The sequence below is a fragment of the Hoeflea sp. TYP-13 genome (assembly GCF_040932035.1).
In the GTDB taxonomy this organism is placed as follows: Bacteria; Pseudomonadota; Alphaproteobacteria; order Rhizobiales; family Rhizobiaceae; genus Hoeflea_A.
This window is the reverse complement of sequence record NZ_JBFRBB010000003.1, coordinates 170726-192449: the sequence shown is the minus strand read 5'-3', so window position 1 is coordinate 192449 and position 21724 is coordinate 170726. Positions and strand designations below refer to the sequence as shown.

The following is a 21724-nucleotide window of genomic DNA, read 5'->3' as shown; positions in this document are numbered from 1 at the left end:
TGCCTTGTCCTGCATCATTTGGGCACCTGCACGCACTTTAAACTGCGGCAAACCAGCCCATATCACAAACAAAGCCGCACACCCGAAAGGTCACGGCTTCCCAATTCGATGGCGAGCCTATACATGAAGGGCTGGAATGTGACAAGAGGCGTGGCCGTTTTTTGCCAGCCTGATAGCGATGGAATACCCAATTGGCCGATAAAAGCCGCAACAAAAGCAACCGCACCAGGTCATTGCGTCCGCTTACGCGGCTGTTCCCCTATGTTCTGCGCTACCGGGGTCTGGTAACCGGCGCGGTGGCCGCACTGATTTTGGCCGCAGGCGCGACGCTGGCGCTGCCGCTTGCCGTGCGCCGGATGATCGACCACGGCTTTTCCGGTGCGGACCCGAGTTTCATCAACAGCTATTTCACCATGCTTCTGATTATCGCCGCGCTTTTGGCGCTGGCGAGCGCCATGCGCTACTATTTCGTCATCACCATCGGCGAACGTGTGGTATCGGATCTGCGGCGCGACGTGTTCAGCCACGTTACCACGCTATCGCCTGCCTTTTTTGACTCCAATCAGTCGGGCGAAATTGTCTCGCGCCTGAGCGCGGACACGACGCAGATCAAATCGGCGGTTGGAGCAACCGCGTCAATGGCGCTGCGCAACTCGATCCTGTGCCTCGGCGCAGTCGCCATGATGATCGTCACAAGCCCCGAACTTTCCGGCCTTGTGCTGATTGCCATACCGATCATCGTGTTTCCGCTGGTCGGATTCGGGCGGTCGGTTCGCGGCCGCTCACGCGAGGCCCAGGACACGCTTGCCGACGCAACCGCTTATGCCAGTGAGGCGATTGGAGCCTCCCGCACCCTGCAGGCTTTTAATGGTGAGCCGGTCGCGAACCGGCGCTACGGCGAAGCCGTGGAGAGTGCTTTCAGCGCTGCCAGAGCCGCCGTGCGCGCCCGCGCGCTCCTGACCGGCTTTGCCATCATGATGATCTTCGGCAGTGTCGTCGCAATCCTGTGGTTTGGCGCACATAACGTCCTCGTCGGAAACATGTCCGCCGGAACACTGGGCCAGTTCCTCCTCTATTCGATCCTTGCCGCATCCAGCCTTGGCACGCTTTCAGAAGTCTGGGGCGAAATTTCCCAGGCCGCCGGCGCGGCTGAACGCCTCACCGAACTGATAGATGAAGTTCCGGCAATCGCGCCGCCGGCAAATCCGAAACCGCTTCCCGAGCCGCCGATCGGATCGGTCACGTTTGACGATGTCCGGTTTTCCTATCCGGCACGGCCCGAGGAGCCGATACTGAACGGCCTTTCCTTTACTGTGAATCCAGGCGAAACGGTCGCCATTGTCGGCCCGTCGGGCGCCGGCAAGAGCACGCTGTTCTCCCTGATCAGCCGGTTTTACGATCCCGAAGGGGGAACAGTCAGCCTTGACGGCATCAACGTGCGCGACGCCGATCCCTCTGCATTGCGCCACAGGCTTGCAAGCGTGCCGCAGGACGTTGCCATATTCGCCACTTCCGTCAGAGACAATATCGCCTTCGGACGGCCCGATGCGTCGGAAGGCGAAATCACCGAAGCAGCCAAGGCGGCCCTTGCCGATCCGTTTATCGTCCGCATGGAAAACGGCTACGATACAAAGGTCGGCGAACGCGGCATCACCCTGTCCGGCGGCCAGCGCCAGCGCATTGCCATAGCCCGGGCGGTTTTGAAGGATGCGCCGGTTCTGCTCCTTGACGAGGCGACATCGGCGCTCGATGCCGAAAGCGAGACACTGGTGCAAAAGGCCCTGACCGGGCTGATGAAGGGCCGCACGACCCTGGTCATCGCGCATCGCCTGGCCACCGTGAAAAAAGCCGACCGGATCCTGGTGATGGACCATGGCCGGATTGTCGAAGAGGGCACCCACTCAAGCCTGGTGAAAAACGGCGGCATCTATGCCCGCCTTGCCCGCCTGCAGTTCCACTACGACGAATTTCAGGAAACGGAAGCGGCGCAGTAAATGCCGGATGGTGTGTTTGAAAACACGCTTCGGGAAATAGCGGCAGCAGCACCGGCAGGCAGCGACGACTGGTGGATCATCGGCAGCGGAGCATTGAAGCTAAGTCGCATCACAAAAGAGCCGGTACGGGACATCGATATTCTCACGACCCGGAAAACCGCATTGGCGTTTCTTGCATATTGGGACATTGCTGCAACACCGGCCGTGCCGCACCCGTTCTTCCGCTCCAGCCCCTTTGTCCAGGTCAGGCGTCCACGGCTTTTGCCGATCGACCTCCTCGGCGATATGCATCTTTACGAAAACAACTGCTGGACCCCGCTCACCTTGAAAACCCGCAACCATATTGTTTTCGGATCGGCCAATGTGTTCATTCCGGAACTGGAAGAGCAACTGTCGGTATTGCGGCGTTTCGGCCGCCCGAAGGATCTTGAAAGGGCGGCGCTTGTCGAAGCCGCTTTGAACTGACACGAAATGCGCGCGATCAACCGGCCTCCGCAGCAGCCCGCCCAGCTATGCGTCCGGAAAATATACAGCCGCCGAGAAACGTGCCTTCCAGGGCGTTGTATCCGTGCATGCCGCCGCCGCCGAACCCCGCCGCCTCGCCGGCAGCATAAAGCCCGTCAATGACATTGCCGGCAGCATCGAGAACCCGCGAGGAAAGATCCGTGTGGATGCCGCCGAGTGTCTTGCGGGTAAGAATATTCAAGCGCACGGCTATCAGCGGCCCGTGCTTTTCATCAAGGATGCGGTGCGGCTTTGCCGTGCGTATCAGCCGGTCGCCGATATAGTTTCGCGCGCCGCGCATTGCTGTAATCTGCAGGTCTTTCGTATAGGCGTTGTCGATCTCCCGGTCTCGCGCTTCGATCTGACCACGCAGGTGATCGATGCCGATCAGGTTTTCCCCGGTTAGTGCGTTCATGCCGTCAACCAGCGCCTCGAGCGTGTCGCGCACGACAAAGTCTTCACCCTTCTGCTTGAACGCCTCCACCGGTGCAGGCGCCCCCTTGCGCACGCGCTGCAGCACCTTGAGGATGCTCTTTTCCGTCAGATCCGGATTCTGTTCCGATCCCGAAAGCGCAAACTCCTTTTCGATGATCGACTGGCTGAGCACGAACCAGCTGTATTCGTGGCCGCTTTGCATGATGTGGCTGAGCGTCGAAAGCGTATCGAATCCGGGAAGGCATGGCACAGGCATCCGGTTGCCTTTGGCATCGCACCAGAAGGACGACGGCCCGGGAAGAATGCGGATTCCGTGCTTCGGCCAGATCGGATCCCAGTTCTTCACGCCCTCGGTATAGTGCCACATCCGGTCTGAATTGATGATTGATGCGCCGGCCCGGCTGCTGATCTCCAGCATGCGCCCGTCTACATGATGCGGCACACCGGATATCATGTTCTGCGGCGGCTCGCCCAAGCGGTCACGCGGCCAGTTCTTGCGGACAAGATCGTGATTGCCGCCAATACCGCCGGAGCTGACGACGACCGCGCCGGCCGAGAAAGTAAAGTCGCTGGCAACGTCACGCGAGGACCGGACGGCCCGCGCGGCGTCGCTCGGCTCCAATATGCTGCCGCGCACACCGGTCACGCGGCCGTCGGTGGCGACGATCTCGTCTACCTGATGGCGAAAACACAGACGGACCTTGCCGCGTTCAACGCCCGCACGCACACGCCGTTCGAACGGCGCGACGAGCCCGGGTCCCGTTCCCCACGTTATGTGGAAACGCGGCACTGAATTGCCATGGCCGTTTGCAAGTGCACCGCCGCGCTCGGCCCAGCCGACCACGGGGAAGAAACGCACACCCTGCTGGTGCAGCCAGGAACGCTTCTCACCGGCCGCAAAGTCTACATAAGCTTCAGCCCACCGCCTCGGCCAGTGATCCTCCTCGCGGTCGAAGGCGGCGGATCCCAGCCAGTCCTGCCACGCAAGGTCGCGGTTGTCGCGAATGCCGAGCCGCCTCTGTTCCGGAGAATCGACAAAAAGCAGGCCGCCGAAGGACCAGAAGGCCTGAGCGCCGATATTGTTCTCATTTTCCTGATCGACGACAATGACCGATTTTCCGGCGTCAGCCAGTTCCGCGGCGGCAACCAGTCCGGCAAGACCCGCTCCGACAACAATAACGTCGCAATCCATGATTCCCCCTTCATCCGGTGACGTCGTGAAATCCGCCTGCCGAAGACCGGCGGGTTGGATCGCTAACGTTCTGTCAGTTTTAGCTCAATGCGGCGGTTTGTGGCGCGGGCCTCCTGCGAATTGCCTTCCTCGATCGGCTGAAATTCACCGAATCCGGCGGCAACGAGACGATTGGCCGGTACGCCGCCATCAATCAGGTATTTGACCACCGATGTTGCACGCGCTGAAGAAAGCTCCCAGTTGTCCGCAAACTGGCCGGTTCCCGACAACGGAACATTGTCGGTATGGCCGTCTACCCGCAGAACCCAGTTGATGTCCGACGGAATCTCCCGGGCAAGTTCGAGCAGCGCACTGGCGAGCTTGCCCATTTCCTGCTGGCCTTCCGGATTGAGATCTGCGCTGCCGGATGAAAAAAGCACTTCCGACTGAAACACGAAACGGTCGCCGACGATGCGGATATTTTCACGGTCCGACAGAATTTCACGCAAACGGCCGAAAAAATCCGAACGGTAGCGGTTGAGCTCCTGGACGCGCTGGGCGAGCGCAACATTGAGCCGGCGGCCGAGATCAGCGATCTTGACCTGCGATTCACGGTCCTTTTCCTCCGACACATCCAGCGCATCCTCAAGCGCCGCAATCTGCCGCCTGAGGGCAGCGATCTGCTGGTTCAGAAGTTCGACCTGCGACAGTGCCCGCTGGCTGATCTGACGCTGTTCGTCGAGAGACTGCGAAAGCGTTCCGATCTCGGCCTCGGCGGCGCTCGACGCACCTGCTCCCCGCGCCAAAAGCGCCTGAAGCCGCGAACGTTCGCCCTCGGCATCGGCCAGCGTCGCCTGCATGTTGGCCAGCGCATCTTCAAGGTCCTGCTTTCCGGACTGCTCTAGGGCAAGAAGCTGCGTCAGTTCATTGATCTGGCTGTTGAGACGGTTGAGAACCTCGTCACGGCCACTGATTTCGCGGCTGAGCAAAAACTGCGCGATGACAAAGACCGACAGCAGGAACATGATGGCCAGCAGCAATGTCGACAGGGCATCGACGAAGCCCGGCCAGAAGTCCACGCCGCGATCACGACGCCGGTTTCTCGCCAGCGCCATATCTTAGTTACCCTTGGCTTTCTTGGAATTGCCGTCCCCGTCGACGCCATCCATCTTGCCGATTTCGGATCCCAAGGTGTCCAGCGTCTGCCGCATGGCCTTGGCCTCCGACTGCTGCGCCTCAATCCAGTCGCGCAGCATCTGCTGCTCGTTGCGCATGTTTTTTACAAGTCCCTGGATGCCTTCGGCAAGGTTGGCCATCGCCGCCGTCGAGCGCTGATTGATGCCGCCGCCGGACTGCGCCATGGTCTGCACGGTTTCGGACAGGCGGCGAATGTCTTCGGACGATTCTGCACCCGTTCCCATTTCCGGGGCGACAATGTCGAAATCCGGATCGGTGACTGTGGAGAGCCAGTTTTCAAGCTCGGTGTAAAATCGGTTCTGCGCACGGCCCGCCTGAAGGTCGAGAAAACCAAGAACAAGCGATCCCGCCAGCCCGAAAAGCGATGAGGAAAACGCAGTGCCCATACCGGCGAGCGGCGCTTCCAGGCCGTCTTTAAGTTCCTGCAGCACATCGCTGGTACTGCCGGACCCGGGATCAAGGGACTGGATAACCGTGTTTATCGATCCGATGGTCAGCAACAAACCCCAGAAGGTACCAAGCAGGCCGAGAAAAACGAGAAGACCGATCATGTAGCGGGACGTGTCGCGCGATTCATCAAGCCGCGTGGCGATCGAATCGAGAATGGAGCGCAACGAGGTTGTCGACAGCGACATGGACTGCTTGCGGCTGAGCAGAACCCGCATCGGCGCAAGCAGTGTGGGACTGCGCGAGCCGCGCATTCTGTCGCCGCCCTGGCGGAACGAATTGACCCAGCTGACCTCGGGACGCAACCGCAGCACCTGGTTGACCGCCAGCAGCACACCGATCCCGAGAACAAACAATATCAGCCCGTTAAGTCCGGGATTGGCAAAAAAAGCGCTTGAAATCTGCCGGTACAATATAGCGGCAAGGAACCCTGTCATGATGAGGAAGATGACCTGGCTCCAGAAGAAGACCAGCGGACTCGACAACCGGTGTGGCTCCATCCCGATGTCCTGATCCGACAAGCCCCACCCCGAGAGTCTTAGCTTCGCCATAAGCTGCGTACCCTACTCTTTAATCCGTTGGCCCACCGCCGCCCGCAGTTCCCCGGCGGCACTGACCGAATCCATTCTTGTACGGGGCAAAAATGCCGCCAGCCAGCCGGCGGATATGCAATCTGCTCCGCTTTGTTTGCCTCTTGCCTCTAACAAGGCCCCATGAAACTAAACAAAAACAAGATCAAATGGAAAGGCCGGATGACAAAGAATAGCACTTAGAATCAAAATTGGACGCTAATTTGCCGGTCGCTTGAGAACCGACATCAGTTCTTTGTGGATGCGCTCATTGCCGGCGACAATGTTCTGCTTTTCGAACATACGGCCACCGCCGTCACGGTCCGAAACGAAGCCGCCGGCTTCGCGGATCATCAGGATTCCCGCCGCTAAGTCCCACGGAGAAAGGCTTTCTTCCCAAAAGCCGTCGAGGCGTCCCGCAGCGACATAGGCAAGATCAAGCGCCGCGGCGCCCATGCGCCGGATCCCTGCGACTTCACCCATCACATGTCGTAACTCAATGAGATATTTGCCGTGTTGGCCACGGCCGAGATGCGGAACCCCTGTGCCGATCACACAGTCGGTCAGCGTCCTGCGGCCGGCAACCCGCATGCGGCGGTCATTGACAAACGCCCCGTTGCCGCGCTCGGCGGTAAAGAGCTCGTCCATTGCCGGGTTGTAAACAACGCCCGCAACGATCTCACCCTGACGCTCAAGCGCAATGGAAACTGCAAAAAGCGGAATGCCGTGCAGAAAATTCGTGGTGCCGTCCAGCGGATCAACGATCCACCGGTGCTGGCCGTCGGTGCCCTTTTCTTCGCCGCTTTCTTCGGCAAGAACCCCGTATGTCGGACGCGCCCGGGACAATTCGCCAAGGATGATTTCCTCGGCCTTGCGGTCCGCCTGGCTGACATAGTCACTCGGTCCCTTTAGCGACACCTGGAGATTTTGAACCTCGCCAAAATCGCGTGAGAGCGAGCGCCCGGCCTTCAGGGCGGCCTGGACCATGACATTGAGGAGCGCTGAGCGGGCCATATTTTTCTGCCTTGATGCGTGTTTTTGCCGGAGCGCGCATCATGGCGCGCTCCGGCCCGGTCGGGCGGGTCAGTCCGCCCGGCGGATATAGGTTATTTCATTGGTGTCGACCAGGATCCGTTCGCCGGCCTCAATGAAAGGCGGAACCATGACCCGGACACCGTTTTCCATAACGGCAGGCTTATAGGAAGAGGCCGCCGTCTGTCCCTTGACGACGGGATCTGCCTCCGTGATGGTCAGTGTCACCTGGTCGGGCAGCGAGACTCCGATCGGCTTTTCCTCGTAGAGCTCGACGGTGACCATCATGCCGTCCTGAAGAAACTTGGCGCGGTCGCCGACAAAATCCTGTTGCAGCTCCAGCTGCTCATAGGTCTCGTTGTCCATGAAGACGAGCATATCGCCCTGCTCGTACAGATACTGGAAATCCTTCTGCTCCAGCCGAACCCTCTCGACGGTTTCCGATGCGCGGAACCGTTCGTTGAGCTTGGTGCCGTCAAGCAGGTTCTTCAGTTCAACCTGGTTGAACGCACCACCCTTTCCGGGTTTGACCGCATTGGTTTTCACTGCCACCCACAGGCTCTTATTGTGCTCGATCACATTGCCCGGGCGAATTTCATTTCCGTTTATCTTCATGGGAACAATTCCGGTAAACTGCCAAATCGGCGCCTCAAGAACACAATTGAGCCGCACATGCAAGCCCGCTGTCCGATTCAGGCTCTTTCGGGCTTTCTTCAGCGTGATCTGAAATTGTTGGCAGCCTCGATGCCCGCCTTTTGCTCATCGGCGGTTAGCCCTTGAAAAAAGTCTTCAAGGCTGTGGTCCTCGAGCCCTGCCCGGCGCGACAGGATGTACCATTTGGCGGCCTCGATCGGGTCGGGCCTTGTGCCGATGGCGTTGATATAAAGATGCGACAGCCGGTTTTGCGCCATGACATTGCCTGTGTTGGCAGCGCGGCGCATCCAGCCGAAACCGGCTTCATAATCAATCTTGCCGCCAATGCCATCGATCAGCCAGACGGCAAGGTCGAGCTGCGCGGTGTCGAAACCCGACCGTGCCGCGCGGATCAGCCAGGCGCGCGCCTGTTGCGGATCGGCCTCGTCAAGCCCTGTGCCATAGGCGTAAATCTGCGCCAGCGCGAACTGCGCGTCTGCTATGCCGCTTTCTGCTGCCCGGGTCATATATGGAAGCGCCTTTTGGACGCCGTCCCTGCCCGGTTGCGCGGTGATCAGGATTTGACCGTAATTGAACTGCGCCGATGAGTTCCCGGCGTCTGCTGCAAGCCGCATCAGCTCCTTTGCCCGTTCCGGATCGGGCGCCACATACCGCCCTTCAAGCAACATCAGGGCATATTTGAGTTGCGCTGCGGTATCGCCGCCTTCTGCGGCGGATTCATACCAGAATGCCGCTTCCTTGTTGTTCTTGGGAAGACCGAGACCACGCGAATATATTTCGGCAATCAGTGTCTGCGCAGCCGGATCACCGAGTTTCGCCCGTGGCAGAGCCAGTTGAAAGGCTGTCAGATAGTGGCCCCGTTGAAATGCACCATAGGCGGCATCTCCTCCCGCCTCATCGGAGGCGGTTTCACCGGCAGTTGCGGCATCATTGCCTGCCGCCGGCACAATCCCGGTTTCCGCAGTTGCGTCAGCGGTCGTGTCTTCGGACTGCGCCGCCAGAGCAGGCAGGCAGGCCAGGACAAAGGCGGCAATGAGCGGCAGAACTGTTTTCATGAGTGTGCTTTAATCTTCAAACCGTGGCGCTTTTTCGTCAAGCAGCGCGTTTGCCTCTGCAACCATCATGGCAGCCTTTTGCGGATCGGCAAACACGGCGTGTCGCAACGCAACGAATTCCGCCCCGCTTTCGGCAACATCGGCAACCGAACCGATCGCCTGTCCACCCATGACCACGCAGGGAATCTCCACCATCGACGCCCACCATTCGGCAAGATCCAGGTTCTTGGAATGCGGTTCGGCCTTGATGTCTCCATCAAGCTTGCCGAAGAAAATGTAGTCGGGCCGCAATTCGCCAAGCTCCAGGGCCGAATGCCTGTCCTTGGCCCTGCCGCCGCCGACGATCATTTCCGGAGCAAATCGTTCCAGTGCGTCCTCCATCGCGTCAAATCCGCCGGTGACGTGTATCCCATCGGCTTTCGCGCGGGCAGCAGTCCTGCTGTCACCGGCAATAAGAGCCGCGGCTCCTGCCTTCTGAATGACGGGAACCACGGATTCCGCCAGTTTCTGAAAGCTGCGTTCGTCCAGATCGTATTGCGGAAGAACCACGGATGACACGTCACCGCCGCGCAGTGCATCTTCGATCACGCCGCGCATGGCATCGGCCTTCGCCAGTTGCGGTGCGACCAGTACGATCCGGCACCTGTTTTCCACGTCTGACATTTACCCCTCGCTGGGCGGTGTTGAGGTCCGGTGTGCCGCAACGCAATAAATTCGTCGCGCCGCTCTCGCCTTTTCATGCAATTCCCGATAGACCACACACGTCCAAGGATCAACCATGCCAACAGATCTTATATTTTATGCCGCCGCTATCCCGGCTGTCATTCTGGTCGGCTTGTCGAAAGGCGGGCTGGGCGGTGCATTCGGGCTGATGGGTGTTCCGATCTTGGCGCTTGTCATATCCCCAATTCAAGCCGCAGCCATCATGCTGCCGATCATGATCGCCATGGATATCGCCGGCCTTTGGGCCTGGCGTGGTCACTATGACGCCACCACCTTGAAGGTGATGCTTCCCGGCGCCGTCGCCGGCATCGGCATCGGCTGGCTGACCGCCGAGTTCGTGACAGCCGACATCATTCGCCTGATTGTCGGCGTTATCGCAATCCTGTTCGTCATGCGCTACGCCTATGACCGCTATCGCACGCGAAACGGCAACCACGCGCCACCGCAACAGCAAAATCTTGCGAAGGGCTCGTTCTGGGCAACGATTTCCGGCTTCACCAGTTTCGTCACACATGCCGGCGGCCCGCCCTTTCAGCTCTATACATTGCCGCTGAAGCTCGATCCGAAAACCTATACCGGAACCAGCACGCGCTATTTTGCCGTCGTGAACGCAATCAAGCTGCTGCCCTATTTTGCGCTTGGCCAGTTCGACGCCAGTAATCTGGCAACATCCGCCGTCCTGTTGCCGCTTGCTCCGCTGGCCACATTTTCCGGAGCCTGGGTTGTCAAACGCATGCATCCGGAAATCTTCTACCCGCTCATGTATCTGATGATACTGGCGACCGCCATCAAGCTTGTTGCCGACGGTTCAGATGCGCTATTTGGCTAATAGGTGTGAAAATCGACTTCGATTACAGACAGAGCATTTATCGCTGAAATTGACAGTCCTAAACCGGGAGAAATCATGGCAGCCAACCCGTTCGAAACCGATCTTGACCGCAATCCGGCCAACTACCAGGCGCTGACCCCTCTTTCTCATCTGGCCCGCGCCGCAAGCGTTTATCCGGACCATACGGCAATTATTCACGGCGCGATGAAAATGGATTACCGGACATTTTATGCGCGTGCGCGGCAACTGGCTTCGAGTCTTGCCAGCCGCGGCATCGGCAAAGGCGATACCGTTTCGGTCATGCTGTCGAACACACCGGCAATGCTTGAGGCCCATCATGGCGTGCCGATGACCGGCGCTGTGCTGCATTCCCTCAATACCCGTCTCGATGCAGCCATCATCGCCTTCCAGCTCGACCATGCGGACACCAGAATCCTCATCGTCGACCGCGAGTTCTCGGCCGTTACCGCAGAAGCGCTAAAAATGGCAGAGGTATCGCCGCTGGTAATCGACTATGACGATCCGAATTTCGGCACGGATACGCCGTTTCCAAAAGGCGAGCGCATCGGCACGGAAGACTACGAAGCCTTTCTTTCAGCCGGCGATCCGGACTTTGAATGGTCACCTCCCGGCGATGAATGGGATTCGGTCTCGCTCAACTACACATCCGGCACGACCGGGAATCCGAAGGGCGTCGTCTATCACCATCGCGGCGCTGCGCTGATGGGTTATGCCAATGTTGTCGCTTCGGGCATGGGCAAGCATCCGGTCTATCTGTGGACCCTGCCGATGTTTCACTGCAATGGCTGGTGTTTTCCCTGGACGCTCGGCGTCGTCGCCGGAACCCATGTTTGTCTGCGCTGGGTCCGGGCCGGTGCAATGTACGATGCCATTGCCGACCACGGTGTCACGCATCTTTGCGGCGCACCTGTCGTCATGGCGACACTGCTTAATGCGCCGGAAGAGGAAAAGCGCAATTTCGATCAGGTTGTCTCCTTCAACACAGCGGCCGCTCCACCGCCTGAATCCGTGCTGGCACAAATGGCCGAGGCCGGGTTTGAAGTCGTTCATCTATACGGCCTGACGGAAACTTACGGCCCGGCTGTCGTCAATGAATGGCACAGTGAGTGGGATGCCCTCGATCCGCAGCGCCGCGTTGCACTCAAGGCACGCCAGGGCGTGCGCTACACAGCGCTTGAAGGGCTTTCGGTGCGGGATCCTGAAACCATGGAGGAGGTTCCGGCAGACGGCGAGACCATTGGTGAGGTCATGTTCCAGGGCAATATTGTCATGAAGGGTTATCTGAAAAATCCGGAGGCAAGCGCCGAGGCTTTTTCCGGTGGCTGGTTCCATTCCGGTGATCTCGGCGTCATGCATCCCGATGGCTATATTCAGTTGAAGGACCGGTCCAAGGACATCATCATTTCGGGCGGTGAGAACATTTCATCGATTGAAGTGGAAGACGCCCTCTACAAGCACCCGGCGGTACAGGCCGCTGCGGTGGTTGCAAGACCGGACGACAAATGGGGCGAAACCCCATGCGCCTTTGTCGAGCTCAAACCCGGGCATTCGGCCACCGAGGAAGACATCATCGAACATTGCCGCACACTGTTGGCGCGTTTCAAATGCCCTCGACATGTGGTTTTCCAGGATTTGCCGAAAACATCGACGGGGAAAATTCAAAAGTTCGTCTTGCGCGAACAGGCGCGCGACGCGGATTAGTTGCCAATTTCTGGAAATATTGCCGGGAGCTGCCGGGGACTGAAAATTATCCCTGCGGCGGCTCCCGTATCTTTGGCTACGAATGCTGGGAAGCGCATTCGGCCTTCAATTCGTGAGCTCAGTTGAGCTCCATTCTGTTCGATTCCGTCATTTCTCCGCGTAATCGTTCAATCTCATCCTTGAGGCGTAGTTTGCGCCGCTTGATATCGCTGATCATGGTGTCATCGGATGAGGGATGATTTAGTGCCAAATGGAGTTCCTCTTCCAAAGCGCCGTGTTTTTTTTCCAGCGTTTCAAGACGAGCCTGGATTGCCATCGAACAACTCCTTATCTTTGTATTTCGCGCCACCCCCGATGAGAGAGGGCGAGTGATTGTGCCATTAAAATATGGTGCTTGTCGAAGATAAATTTCAAGATCGTGGATAACTTTGTAATGTTTGCTGTTTTGCCGACAACGACAAAGTGGTAGAGCATGCGGAAAGCCTCTTGAAACACTTGTTTTCAAGGGGTAGCTCCATTCATGCTGACCACGAGGAGATGGCATGTCGGACCAGGAACAGGCGGAACTGCGCTTAAAAGCCGCACGATTGCGCCAGGAACACGAAGATTTCGACGCTGCGATCAACGCTATGATTTCCGTCGGCTGCGATGCCTTGCGTATCCAGCGGATGAAGAAAAAGAAGCTCGCACTCAAAGACAAGATTGCAAAGGTCGAAGACCAGATAATCCCTGACATCATAGCTTGAAGACAGGACACCGAAATGACAACGACATCGCCCGTCGCCATCATCATGGGCAGCCAGTCAGACTGGTCGACCATGAAGCATGCGGCCGACACGCTTGATGCTTTGAAAATCGGCTACGATGCGTTGATCATTTCCGCGCACCGCACCCCGGACAGAATGTACGATTTTGCCAAGGGCGCGCGCGACAAGGGCTACAAGACGATCATCGCCGGCGCCGGCGGTGCCGCGCATCTGCCGGGCATGACCGCATCGCTCACTCCGCTGCCGGTTTTTGGCGTGCCCGTGCAATCAAGGGCGCTCTCCGGCCAGGACAGCCTGCTTTCCATCGTGCAGATGCCTGCGGGCATACCCGTTGGCACGCTTGCCATTGGTCAGGCAGGCGCGATCAACGCCGCCCTGCTGGCCGCTGCAGTTTTAGCCATTTCCGACGATGACGTGGCAAAACGGCTCGACGAATGGCGCAGCAACCGCACGGACGCGGTCGCAATGCAGCCCAAGGATGAGGGCTGACCATGCCGGGCCGTACGATCGGAATAGTTGGTGGCGGACAGCTCGGCCGCATGCTTGCCATGGCTGCGGCGCGCCTCGGCTTCCACACCATTATCCTTGAGCCGGAAGACAAGTGCCCGGCCGCTCAGGTCGCCGGAAGCCAGATCACAGCCGCCTATGACGATCCGGATGCACTCGATACGCTGGCGGTGTTGAGCGACATCATCACCTACGAGTTTGAAAACGTCCCTGTGGACGCAGCAAGGGTACTGGCGGACAAAAAACCTGTCTTTCCGCCTCCCAGGGCGCTGGAAGTTTCACAGGACCGCCTCCTCGAAAAGCAGTTCTTGCGCGACTGCGGCATCAAGACAGCCGACTTCGTGGCCGTCGACAGCCAGCAGGAAATTGACGATGCTCTTGCGCAAATGGGCGGTAAAGCCGTTCTGAAGACGCGCCGCCTGGGTTACGACGGCAAGGGCCAGAAAGTGTTCGACCAGCCTGGTCAGGATACGGATCACAGTTTTTCGGAACTCGGCAGCGTGCCGCTGATCCTGGAAAGCCTGGTTCCCTTTGTGGCTGAAATATCCGTCATTGCCGTACGATCCCCCGATGGCGAGGTGATGAGCTACGATCCCGCGCAAAACCATCATAAGGGCGGGATCCTGCGCCGTTCGGTCGTGCCGGCGGATGTGCCGCAATCATCGATCGATGCGGCAAAAAAGGCCGCGGACACGATTTTGAAACGGCTCGACTATGTTGGCGTTGTCGGCGTCGAGTTCTTTGTGAACAGCGACGGAGAGGTTCTTGCAAACGAGCTGGCGCCGCGTGTTCACAACTCCGGCCACTGGACGGAGGCTGCCTGTGTCGTTTCACAGTTCGAGCAGCATATAAGGGCGATTTGCGGCTTGCCATTGGCCGATTGCGCCCGCCACAGTGACTGCGAAATGTACAATATTATCGGTGACGAAGTCAGCCAGCTGCCCGCTTTGCTGAAGCAGGCCGATACGGTTGTGCATCTGTACGGCAAGGCGGAGGTCAGACCAGGCCGTAAAATGGGCCACTATACCCGTTTGAAACCGAAGCATTTGCCAGCGTAACGGTTGACAGAATTTTCAGTTGCGGGTAAACGCATGCGCAACGAATTGAGCGCGTCGAAAGGCGCGCTTTTGGTTATTTATCAGCTCGGCGGTTTATTCAGCCTGACGGGCACTGACCAAGGGTCCGGAACAATGAAAATCAAGAATTCGCTAAAAGCGCTCAAAACACGCCACCGCGAGAACCGCCTGGTACGCCGCAAGGGCCGTGTTTACATCATCAATAAGTCCAACCCGCGCTTCAAGGCACGGCAGGGCTGATTGGCGCGGCCTGGCCGCTTGCTACAGAGTCAAATCACCAAAATTTGCCTTTGACCGTCGGCGCGTGAGTCATATGTTTATGACATGCGCCGATTTTTTTTGATTCACGCTCCATTCAAGGCCCTGGCGATAGTCATCGCAATTTCCTGGGGCGATGCAGCCGTATATGCACAGGATACCGTTGCAACCGAAGAGCAGGCGGCAGCGGTTACGAAAACACGATCCGAGCGTCTCGACGACTATTTCTTCAAGCTCAAGCGCGAACCCGAGCCGGCTTCCGCCCGGCGTATAGCCGACCGTATCTGGGCGGAATGGCGGAAATCCGACAGTGCAACGGCTAATCAGCTTATGGAGTGGGCAAACGACGCCATTCGCGACAAACGCTATTTCACTGCGCTGGATCTGCTCGACCAGATAACCGTTTTGATGCCTGACTTCGCCGAAGGCTGGAACCGCCGGGCGACCCTCCACTTCATAATGAACAATCACGCCAAGTCGATGGCCGATATCCACGTTGTGCTGCAATTGGAGCCCCGGCATTTCGGCGCGCTGATGGGCATGGCATCGATACTGTCCGCCGCCGGCAGCGACAAGGCCGCTCTGGGAACCTATCTGAAGGTGCTTGAAGTTTATCCGGCTATGCGCGAGGCTCAAAAACGCGTCGGCGAGTTGTCCGAGGAATTGACCGGCGACGAGATCTGATTGCCAACGGATATTACGCTGTCTTGACCCTGACTTTGCTGACCATCCTGATCGCGATTGTTTTTCCGCTGCTTGTGTTTACGTGGTTTCAGACGCGGCGCATTGAGCGTCTTTATCCGCCAAGCGGCGAGTTCGTCGATGTCGGCGGCTACAGGCTCCACGCGGTTCATGTGCCGGCATCCGGAACACCGGATTTGCCGGCTATAGTGTTTCTTCATGGTGCCAGCGGCAACCTGCTGGATCAGGCCCAGGCGTTCCGAAAAAAGCTGGAGGGCCGAGCAGAACTCCTGTTTGTCGACAGGCCAGGACACGGCTGGTCCGAAAGGGGTGGCGCCGGAAACGCGCATCCCGGCGGACAGGCACAGGCAATTGCCGAGCTGATGAACCGCAAGAATATCTCCAGCGCCTTGATTGTCGGCCATTCCTTTGGCGGCATCATTGCCGCGAACATGGCTCTCGAGAGGCCGGAAAAGGTAAACGGTCTTCTGTTTCTTTCCTCGGTGTCGCACCCCTGGCCGGGCGGTATTGACTGGCACTATCACCTGGCCTCGAACCCGCTGATCGGCCGGATCTTCGCCTGGTTACTGGTGATGCCGGCGGGCCTTTTGCGGATCGAGAAGGTTGCTCGCTGCGTCTTCAGCCCTAATGCCTATCCACCGGATTATCTGCGCGACTCGGCAGCAGCACTTGTTCTACGGCCTCACACATTTCGCCACAACGCGTGCGACGTTGCCAACCTTTATGCCCATGTCGTTGCCGTTTCACCGCGATACGGGCAAATAGACAAACCCACCGTAGTCGTCACCGGCCACACCGATGACGTCGTCTCTCCGGACATACACTCAAGCAGTCTCGCCGGCGCCATCTCCGGGGCGGAACTCCTCCGGCTGAAAGGCGTCGGACACAAACCGGACTACGCCGCTACGGACCTTTGCATATCGGCGCTGGAAAAACTTTCAGGCGGAAACGTCGATCTTGTGGCACTGGCTCAAAAACTCGAGCAGCAACTCACCATGGCCGACCGGCCCACGGACGCGTCATCAGGAAAGAATACGAACGGCGCCTCGAGCGATCAGATACCGGTCATGCCGTCCGATCCGATATAGGCGATGCGCAGCATGTTTGTTGCCCCGGGGGTTCCAAGAGGCACACCGGCCGAGATGATCACACGGTCGCCGGGTTTCGCAAATTCCTCACGAAATGCAATACGGCAGGCCCGATCCACCATATCGTCGAGGTCGCGTGCATCTTCTGTAACAACGCAGTGCAGCCCCCAGATCACCGACAGGCGGCGCGCCGTCTGAATGACCGGCGACAGGGCAATGATCGGCACCTGCGGACGTTCACGCGAAGCACGCATGCCGGTCGTGCCCGACGACGTGTAACAGACGATGGCCGACAGTTTCAGCGTTTCGGCAATCTGTCTGGCCGCGAGCGATATTGCATCGGCCCCCGTTGCTTCAGGCTCGGAGCGCTGGGCATGGATAATGCCGGTATAGTTGGGATCCTGCTCGACCTTTCGGGCAATGGCCGCCATGGTTGTCACGGCTTCGATCGGATAATCGCCCGCAGCCGATTCCGCCGACAGCATGACGGCATCCGCGCCTTCGTACACAGCGGTTGCGACATCGGACACCTCGGCTCTGGTCGGAACCGGCGCCGATATCATCGATTCCAGCATCTGCGTCGCAACGACGACCGGCTTGCCCGCCTTGCGGCAGGCGCGCGTCAGCTGCTTCTGCAGGCCGGGCACCGATTCGATGGGCATTTCCACACCGAGATCGCCGCGGGCCACCATCAGCGCATCGGACAGCTCGATTATCTCGTCAATGCGTTCGATTGCCTGGGGCTTTTCGATCTTGGCCATGAGGCCAACACGTGAGCGGGCAACCTTGCGCACTTCGGCCAGGTCCTCAGGCCGCTGAATGAATGACAGCGCCACCCAGTCGACATCGTCGGTTTCCAGCACCGCATCGAGGTCCTTGTGATCCTTCTCCGTCAACGCACCGACGCCGAGTGTCGTGTCCGGCAGGCTGACACCCTTGCGGTCAGAAATCTTGGTGCCGGAAACCACCGAACAGACGATTGTCTCACCATCCGAGGTCTCGGCCTTTAGCTGCAGCCTGCCATCGTCGATCAGCAGCCGGTGGCCAGGCTCAACCGCATCGAAAATCTCCGGATGCGGCAAGTAGACACGCATGGCGTCACCCGGCGTATCGTTCTTGTCCAGCGTAAAGGTCTGCCCGGGAAGCAATTCCACCGCACCGTCGGCAAATTTTCCGACACGCAGTTTCGGCCCCTGGAGGTCTGCGAGAATGCCGATCGGACGGCCACAGCGTTTTTCCACATTGCGAATGCGCTTGATCAGCGTGCGCATCACGTCATGGCTGGCGTGGCTCATATTGATACGAAATAGGTCTGCACCAGCTTCATGCAGCTTCTGGATCGTTTCCTCTTCCGAGGAGGCGGGCCCCAGAGTTGCAAGAATTTTCACTTTGCGCAGACGCTGCATTAATTTTGACCTTCCTCGGTATCTGTCGAATCGGAGAGCTGAACCATCCAGCTCGATTGTTGCCCGGTATCATATTCCTTGAAACCCATTCGCAAAAAACCCCGGGTAAAGCAGTTTTTCACATCAACGATCTTGAACTCGTCTTCGGCCACGCACATGTCGACCTTGCCGCCCCATCGACCGCCCTTGGCGGCATCTTCTGCGTACAGGTAATAAAATCGCGAGGCCAAGGGTCCCTCGATGAGCGTCGCACAGGAGGTGGCGGATATCTGCCACCAGCCCTCCGATATCCAGCCTTCTTCGCTGCGATAGCCGATAGCGACGCCGACCAGATTTTGTGTTCCGTTGCACACGCGAAAATCCGCTTGCGCTTCGGGCGCTGACGCCATGTAGCCCAGGAACGCAAGAACACCCAAGAGGCCACGACAGCAAAATGTGCTGAGTTCAGACACTGTTCGCCTAAATTCCTTACTTGAAATATTTCCGTATGCTATGTGCCGCATTGACCCTCATAATGTCAACGAAACGTGCCATTTTGCCTGGAAATTTGACATCCGGATCGGGCAGTTACCGATAGATTATCCAGGTTAATGGCGCTATGTGAGGTTCACGCGAATGGCTTGGAACATTAAAGCCTGATCAACAGACAAACTTGCGTGGAGTATGAAATGACGGACCTGACCAAACAGCAGCGTACCGAGTTCGAAGCCGCAGCGTTCCGGACACTGGTCGAACATCTGCGCAAACGCACCGACGTGCAGAACATCGACCTGATGAATCTGGGTGGATTTTGCCGCAACTGCCTGTCGAACTGGTATCAGGATGCCGCCAACGAGGCGGGCGTCGCGCTGACCAAGCCAGAGGCGCGCGAGATCGTCTATGGAATGCCCTACGAAGACTGGAAGAACAAGTACCAGACCGAAGCCACTGACGAGCAGAAAGCAGCCTTTGTTGAGTCCCATAAGGGACACTGACCAACAATTTTTGCACAGGTCGTTTTCTTTCCGGGACAACCCCTTCAACCCTCTTGACGTCACGCCGTCGGCAAGGCACCTGTGCGCGTCATTCTAACAGTTCAGGAGTCGCCCATGTCGGATGCCCATGGAGTAGCCAGAGATCAACTACGCGCTTTTGTCGAGCGGATCGAAAGGCTGGAAGAAGAAAAGAAAACCATCGCCGACGACATCAAGGAAGTCTATGGCGAGGCAAAATCCATGGGGTATGACACCAAGGTGTTGCGCAAGGTGATCTCGATCCGCAAGCAGGATGCGAATGAACGCATGGAACAGGAAGCTGTTCTCGACACCTACCTCCATGCGCTCGGCATGGTCGAAGCGCCGCCGGACGCTTAGAGCGTTTCTGGCTGCGCGGCGTCACGGACGCTTGCTATATGACAATCAGTTCTTGGAACGGGGCTCGATGCCCTACTGGTTGCGCACTTCGAAACGGGCAACTGTCATGAAGTTGACGGCCCGGCCGGAGAACTGGTCTGCGCTTGCAATCCTGTTTTCCGTGGAAAAGCCTTCAACGTGAACCGTTGCCGGAGCTGAGCGCATGTAGCTCGATACGAACTGCGGTGCGGTCACGGGTGCATCCATGGCGGCAAGCGTGTGTGCTGTGAATGCACGGTGGGTGATCAAATTCTCTGTGAGCACCGGCTCTGTGCGAACCGAGGCCTGTCGATCGCTCACCGCATCCCGGGCACTTGGCCGACCGCCTTTGGCTTTCGGCAGGGCGATCGATGGCGCAAATACGTCAACGCGCGAGTCGGACGCTCCAAGGCGCCCTGTCGGCGGGGCCAGGGCCACCTGGACAGGCGGCAATGAAACCATTTCGCCGTGCGCCGCACCGAACGGGGATGGCGTTGGCACCGGTATACCGGTTGCCGGCTCGCCTTCGGACCGTTCATACGCGCTTTGCTCAAACGCGGCTGCAAGCACCTGCGCCTCCGGTGACGTCACGTCCGGGCGTTCTCCCGGCCGCGGAACATAGGCAAGCTGAGGTGTGCCGTTGTCGCCGTCCCCGGCTGCTGCGTCCTGCCCATTGCTCCACTCTTCCCTGGTCAGTGGTGTTTCGGCCGGTTTGGCCATAACGGGAGCGTTCAGGAGTGCGCCCAGCACGACCTCCGGCGGCGGATTGTCTCGCGTCGGCGCCAGTGCAACCCTTGTGCCCTTGTAATCGGCAGTTCCTGTTCTGAGCTGCGGAATTGGGATGAGGTTACCGCCGCTTTCGGCGGAAAGCTGTGACCCACTCGGCACCAGCGTCGATGGCTGCGTTGCAGGCAGTGCCGCAACCGCAACGGGGCTTGCAGCTTCGGCTTCCTGCGGAATGTCGATTGCGACACCACCACTTTCGGGAATCAGGCTGCCGGGACGGCGCGGCGTGAAGACTGCCGGCGTCGCCTTTATCCCCGTTTCCCGCACGGATGCCAGAGCGATCTGCACGCCTTCATCCGGTGGAGCCGGCCGAGACTGCGGTGTCGGCACATAGGCAAGTTCAGGCACGGTCTCGACCAGTTGAGGCGCCGCGTCAGGCTTTATCGCCACCGACGCCACCTGCGTTTGCGCTTTCGGTTTGCTGCGTTGAGGCTTGTCCTCATCCTCTTTGCGGCCGAACAGACCGGCCAGCAGATTTCCGCCGCCACCTGAAGATCTGCGAACGGAGCGCCCGCCTGCAACCTTGATGCTCTTTGAGCTGACACGCGATTTATAATCAGCAAGCGCCTGGTTGTAACCGGGAAGCGGCTTGCCGTCTGTCGGCAGGTGCAGGGTCTTGCCGTTCGGGAAAACCTTGCTCAGCTCCTTGCGGTCCATGCGCGGCCAGGACCGGACGCTGCCGACGTCAAGATGCACGAATGGCGAACCGGACTTCGGATAATATCCGACGCCGCCGACCTGAAACTGCATGCCGATGCGGCGCAGCTTCTTGATCGACACATCCGGCAGATAGAAATCCATCGCCTTGCCCTGAATGTGCTGGCTGTTTTTCGCCACACCACGCGAGCGCTTGCGCAGCATCGCGTTGGTCTTTGGCGAGCGGTAAGCCGAAACCACATGGATATGCTTTTTTGCACCGCTGGCGCGATAGACTTCCCACAGAAGGTCAAACAGCCGCGGATCCATCTTTGTGGATTCCTTCTGCCGCCAGTCGCGCAGGAAACGGTTGAGTTTTTTCAGGCCACCCGGGACATAACGTCCGTTCTTTTTGAAGGTGATCGTCGCACGCTCTTTGGTGTGCACGAAATAGAGCTTCAGCGAGCGTGTTTCGGATAAAGCGGGGCTGGCTGCCGCAGAGCACACGAGCACGGTCACCGCAGCAGCGAGCAGCCGCCTGCGCTGATTGACCGTTAAGGCAATCGTGTTAAAGCGTTTCAGCAAATTCTTAAAAACCCCTGCGTCCCCAAAATGTCCCTCGATAATTCTGCCAATCCAGCCTGCGGTCAAGCTATGTTGCTGGATTTGCGTTAATTTCAGTCCCGAATCGTCACTACAGCACAGCTGTATGACAAATGCGGTCAGAGCATGGCAGAGCGCTCACACTCCGTTTCAACTGATATTTATAGTGAACAAAGAACTAACAAGGAGTGAA

Annotated in this window: 23 protein-coding genes; 12 read left to right on the top strand and 11 right to left on the bottom strand. The window is 58.4% G+C overall.

The window, feature by feature from the left end; all coding sequences use genetic code 11:
• Positions 1-191: 191 nt before the first annotated feature.
• The gene (locus ABVT35_RS18005) at positions 192-1994 is read left to right on the top strand and encodes an ABC transporter transmembrane domain-containing protein (RefSeq protein ID WP_368468179.1); all 1803 of its coding nucleotides are present in this window, start codon (positions 192-194) and stop codon (positions 1992-1994) included.
• Entirely contained in the window at positions 1995-2459 is a 465-nt protein-coding gene (locus ABVT35_RS18000; RefSeq protein WP_368468177.1) for a hypothetical protein, read from the top strand. It abuts the gene before it with no gap.
• Positions 2460-2475: 16 nt separating this feature from the next.
• Here the strand turns inward: ABVT35_RS18000 and ABVT35_RS17995 are convergent, their stop codons facing one another.
• From ABVT35_RS17995 to ABVT35_RS17965, 7 genes are all read right to left on the bottom strand, one after another.
• Positions 2476-4125: an FAD-binding dehydrogenase gene (locus tag ABVT35_RS17995; protein ID WP_368468175.1), complete on the bottom strand. Its 1650-nt coding sequence runs from the start codon at positions 4123-4125 to the stop codon at positions 2476-2478.
• 62 nt (positions 4126-4187) lie between these two features.
• On the bottom strand, positions 4188-5219 hold the full coding sequence (locus ABVT35_RS17990) for a peptidoglycan -binding protein (RefSeq protein ID WP_368468174.1): 1032 nt from the start codon (positions 5217-5219) through the stop codon (positions 4188-4190).
• A gap of 3 nt (positions 5220-5222) precedes the next feature.
• A complete protein-coding gene (locus ABVT35_RS17985; RefSeq protein WP_368468172.1) occupies positions 5223-6299 on the bottom strand; it encodes a flagellar motor protein MotA in 1077 nt (358 codons plus the stop codon).
• A gap of 237 nt (positions 6300-6536) precedes the next feature.
• Positions 6537-7331 (bottom strand): inositol monophosphatase family protein, encoded by a 795-nt coding sequence (locus ABVT35_RS17980; RefSeq protein ID WP_368468171.1) that lies wholly within the window; start codon positions 7329-7331, stop codon positions 6537-6539.
• Between the two features lie 69 nt (positions 7332-7400).
• The gene (gene efp / locus ABVT35_RS17975) at positions 7401-7964 is read right to left on the bottom strand and encodes an elongation factor P (RefSeq protein WP_368468169.1); all 564 of its coding nucleotides are present in this window, start codon (positions 7962-7964) and stop codon (positions 7401-7403) included.
• Positions 7965-8062: 98 nt separating this feature from the next.
• Positions 8063-9058: a tetratricopeptide repeat protein gene (locus ABVT35_RS17970; protein WP_368468168.1), complete on the bottom strand. Its 996-nt coding sequence runs from the start codon at positions 9056-9058 to the stop codon at positions 8063-8065.
• A gap of 9 nt (positions 9059-9067) precedes the next feature.
• Entirely contained in the window at positions 9068-9721 is a 654-nt protein-coding gene (locus tag ABVT35_RS17965) for a thiamine phosphate synthase (protein ID WP_368468167.1), read from the bottom strand.
• A gap of 115 nt (positions 9722-9836) precedes the next feature.
• On the opposite strand from ABVT35_RS17965, the gene ABVT35_RS17960 reads away from it, so the two are divergent.
• Entirely contained in the window at positions 9837-10610 is a 774-nt protein-coding gene (locus tag ABVT35_RS17960) for a sulfite exporter TauE/SafE family protein (RefSeq protein ID WP_368468165.1), read from the top strand.
• 75 nt (positions 10611-10685) lie between these two features.
• On the top strand, positions 10686-12332 hold the full coding sequence (locus tag ABVT35_RS17955) for an acyl-CoA synthetase (RefSeq protein WP_368468164.1): 1647 nt from the start codon (positions 10686-10688) through the stop codon (positions 12330-12332).
• Positions 12333-12450: 118 nt separating this feature from the next.
• On the opposite strand, the gene ABVT35_RS17950 is transcribed toward ABVT35_RS17955, so the two are convergent.
• Complete coding sequence (locus tag ABVT35_RS17950) at positions 12451-12648, bottom strand: YdcH family protein (protein ID WP_368468162.1); 198 nt, start codon at positions 12646-12648, stop codon at positions 12451-12453.
• A 226-nt stretch (positions 12649-12874) separates the two neighbouring features.
• On the opposite strand from ABVT35_RS17950, the gene ABVT35_RS17945 reads away from it, so the two are divergent.
• The 6 genes from ABVT35_RS17945 (at position 12875) to ABVT35_RS17920 (ending at position 16730) form a co-directional block, all read left to right on the top strand.
• On the top strand, positions 12875-13078 hold the full coding sequence (locus ABVT35_RS17945) for a YdcH family protein (protein ID WP_368468161.1): 204 nt from the start codon (positions 12875-12877) through the stop codon (positions 13076-13078).
• A 15-nt stretch (positions 13079-13093) separates the two neighbouring features.
• Positions 13094-13588, top strand: a complete 495-nt coding sequence (purE, locus tag ABVT35_RS17940; RefSeq protein WP_368468159.1) for a 5-(carboxyamino)imidazole ribonucleotide mutase — start codon at positions 13094-13096, stop codon at positions 13586-13588.
• Between the two features lie 2 nt (positions 13589-13590).
• Entirely contained in the window at positions 13591-14664 is a 1074-nt protein-coding gene (locus ABVT35_RS17935) for a 5-(carboxyamino)imidazole ribonucleotide synthase (protein ID WP_368468158.1), read from the top strand.
• 132 nt (positions 14665-14796) lie between these two features.
• Positions 14797-14922 (top strand): type B 50S ribosomal protein L36, encoded by a 126-nt coding sequence (gene ykgO, locus ABVT35_RS17930; RefSeq protein ID WP_338529778.1) that lies wholly within the window; start codon positions 14797-14799, stop codon positions 14920-14922.
• Positions 14923-15006: 84 nt separating this feature from the next.
• A complete protein-coding gene (locus ABVT35_RS17925; RefSeq protein ID WP_368468156.1) occupies positions 15007-15624 on the top strand; it encodes a hypothetical protein in 618 nt (205 codons plus the stop codon).
• A 23-nt stretch (positions 15625-15647) separates the two neighbouring features.
• Positions 15648-16730 carry an alpha/beta fold hydrolase gene (locus tag ABVT35_RS17920; protein ID WP_368468154.1) on the top strand — a complete coding sequence of 361 codons (1083 nt, stop codon included), beginning with the start codon at positions 15648-15650 and terminating at the stop codon, positions 16728-16730.
• Here ABVT35_RS17920 and pyk read toward each other — a convergent pair.
• On the bottom strand, positions 16697-18136 hold the full coding sequence (gene pyk, locus ABVT35_RS17915; protein WP_368468153.1) for a pyruvate kinase: 1440 nt from the start codon (positions 18134-18136) through the stop codon (positions 16697-16699). The two genes, ABVT35_RS17920 and pyk, sit on opposite strands and share 34 nt — an antisense overlap.
• Entirely contained in the window at positions 18136-18525 is a 390-nt protein-coding gene (locus tag ABVT35_RS17910) for a DUF1036 domain-containing protein (protein WP_368468841.1), read from the bottom strand. The genes pyk and ABVT35_RS17910 overlap by 1 nt, the downstream gene beginning before the upstream one ends.
• Positions 18526-18804: 279 nt before the next feature.
• On the opposite strand from ABVT35_RS17910, the gene ABVT35_RS17905 reads away from it, so the two are divergent.
• Together ABVT35_RS17905 and ABVT35_RS17900 are read left to right on the top strand one after the other, a co-directional pair.
• Entirely contained in the window at positions 18805-19110 is a 306-nt protein-coding gene (locus ABVT35_RS17905) for a DUF1244 domain-containing protein (RefSeq protein WP_368468152.1), read from the top strand.
• Positions 19111-19224: 114 nt separating this feature from the next.
• Complete coding sequence (locus ABVT35_RS17900) at positions 19225-19488, top strand: DUF2312 domain-containing protein (protein ID WP_368468151.1); 264 nt, start codon at positions 19225-19227, stop codon at positions 19486-19488.
• 72 nt (positions 19489-19560) lie between these two features.
• On the opposite strand, the gene ABVT35_RS17895 is transcribed toward ABVT35_RS17900, so the two are convergent.
• A complete protein-coding gene (locus ABVT35_RS17895) occupies positions 19561-21513 on the bottom strand; it encodes a DUF882 domain-containing protein (protein WP_368468149.1) in 1953 nt (650 codons plus the stop codon).
• Positions 21514-21724: the final 211 nt, after the last annotated feature.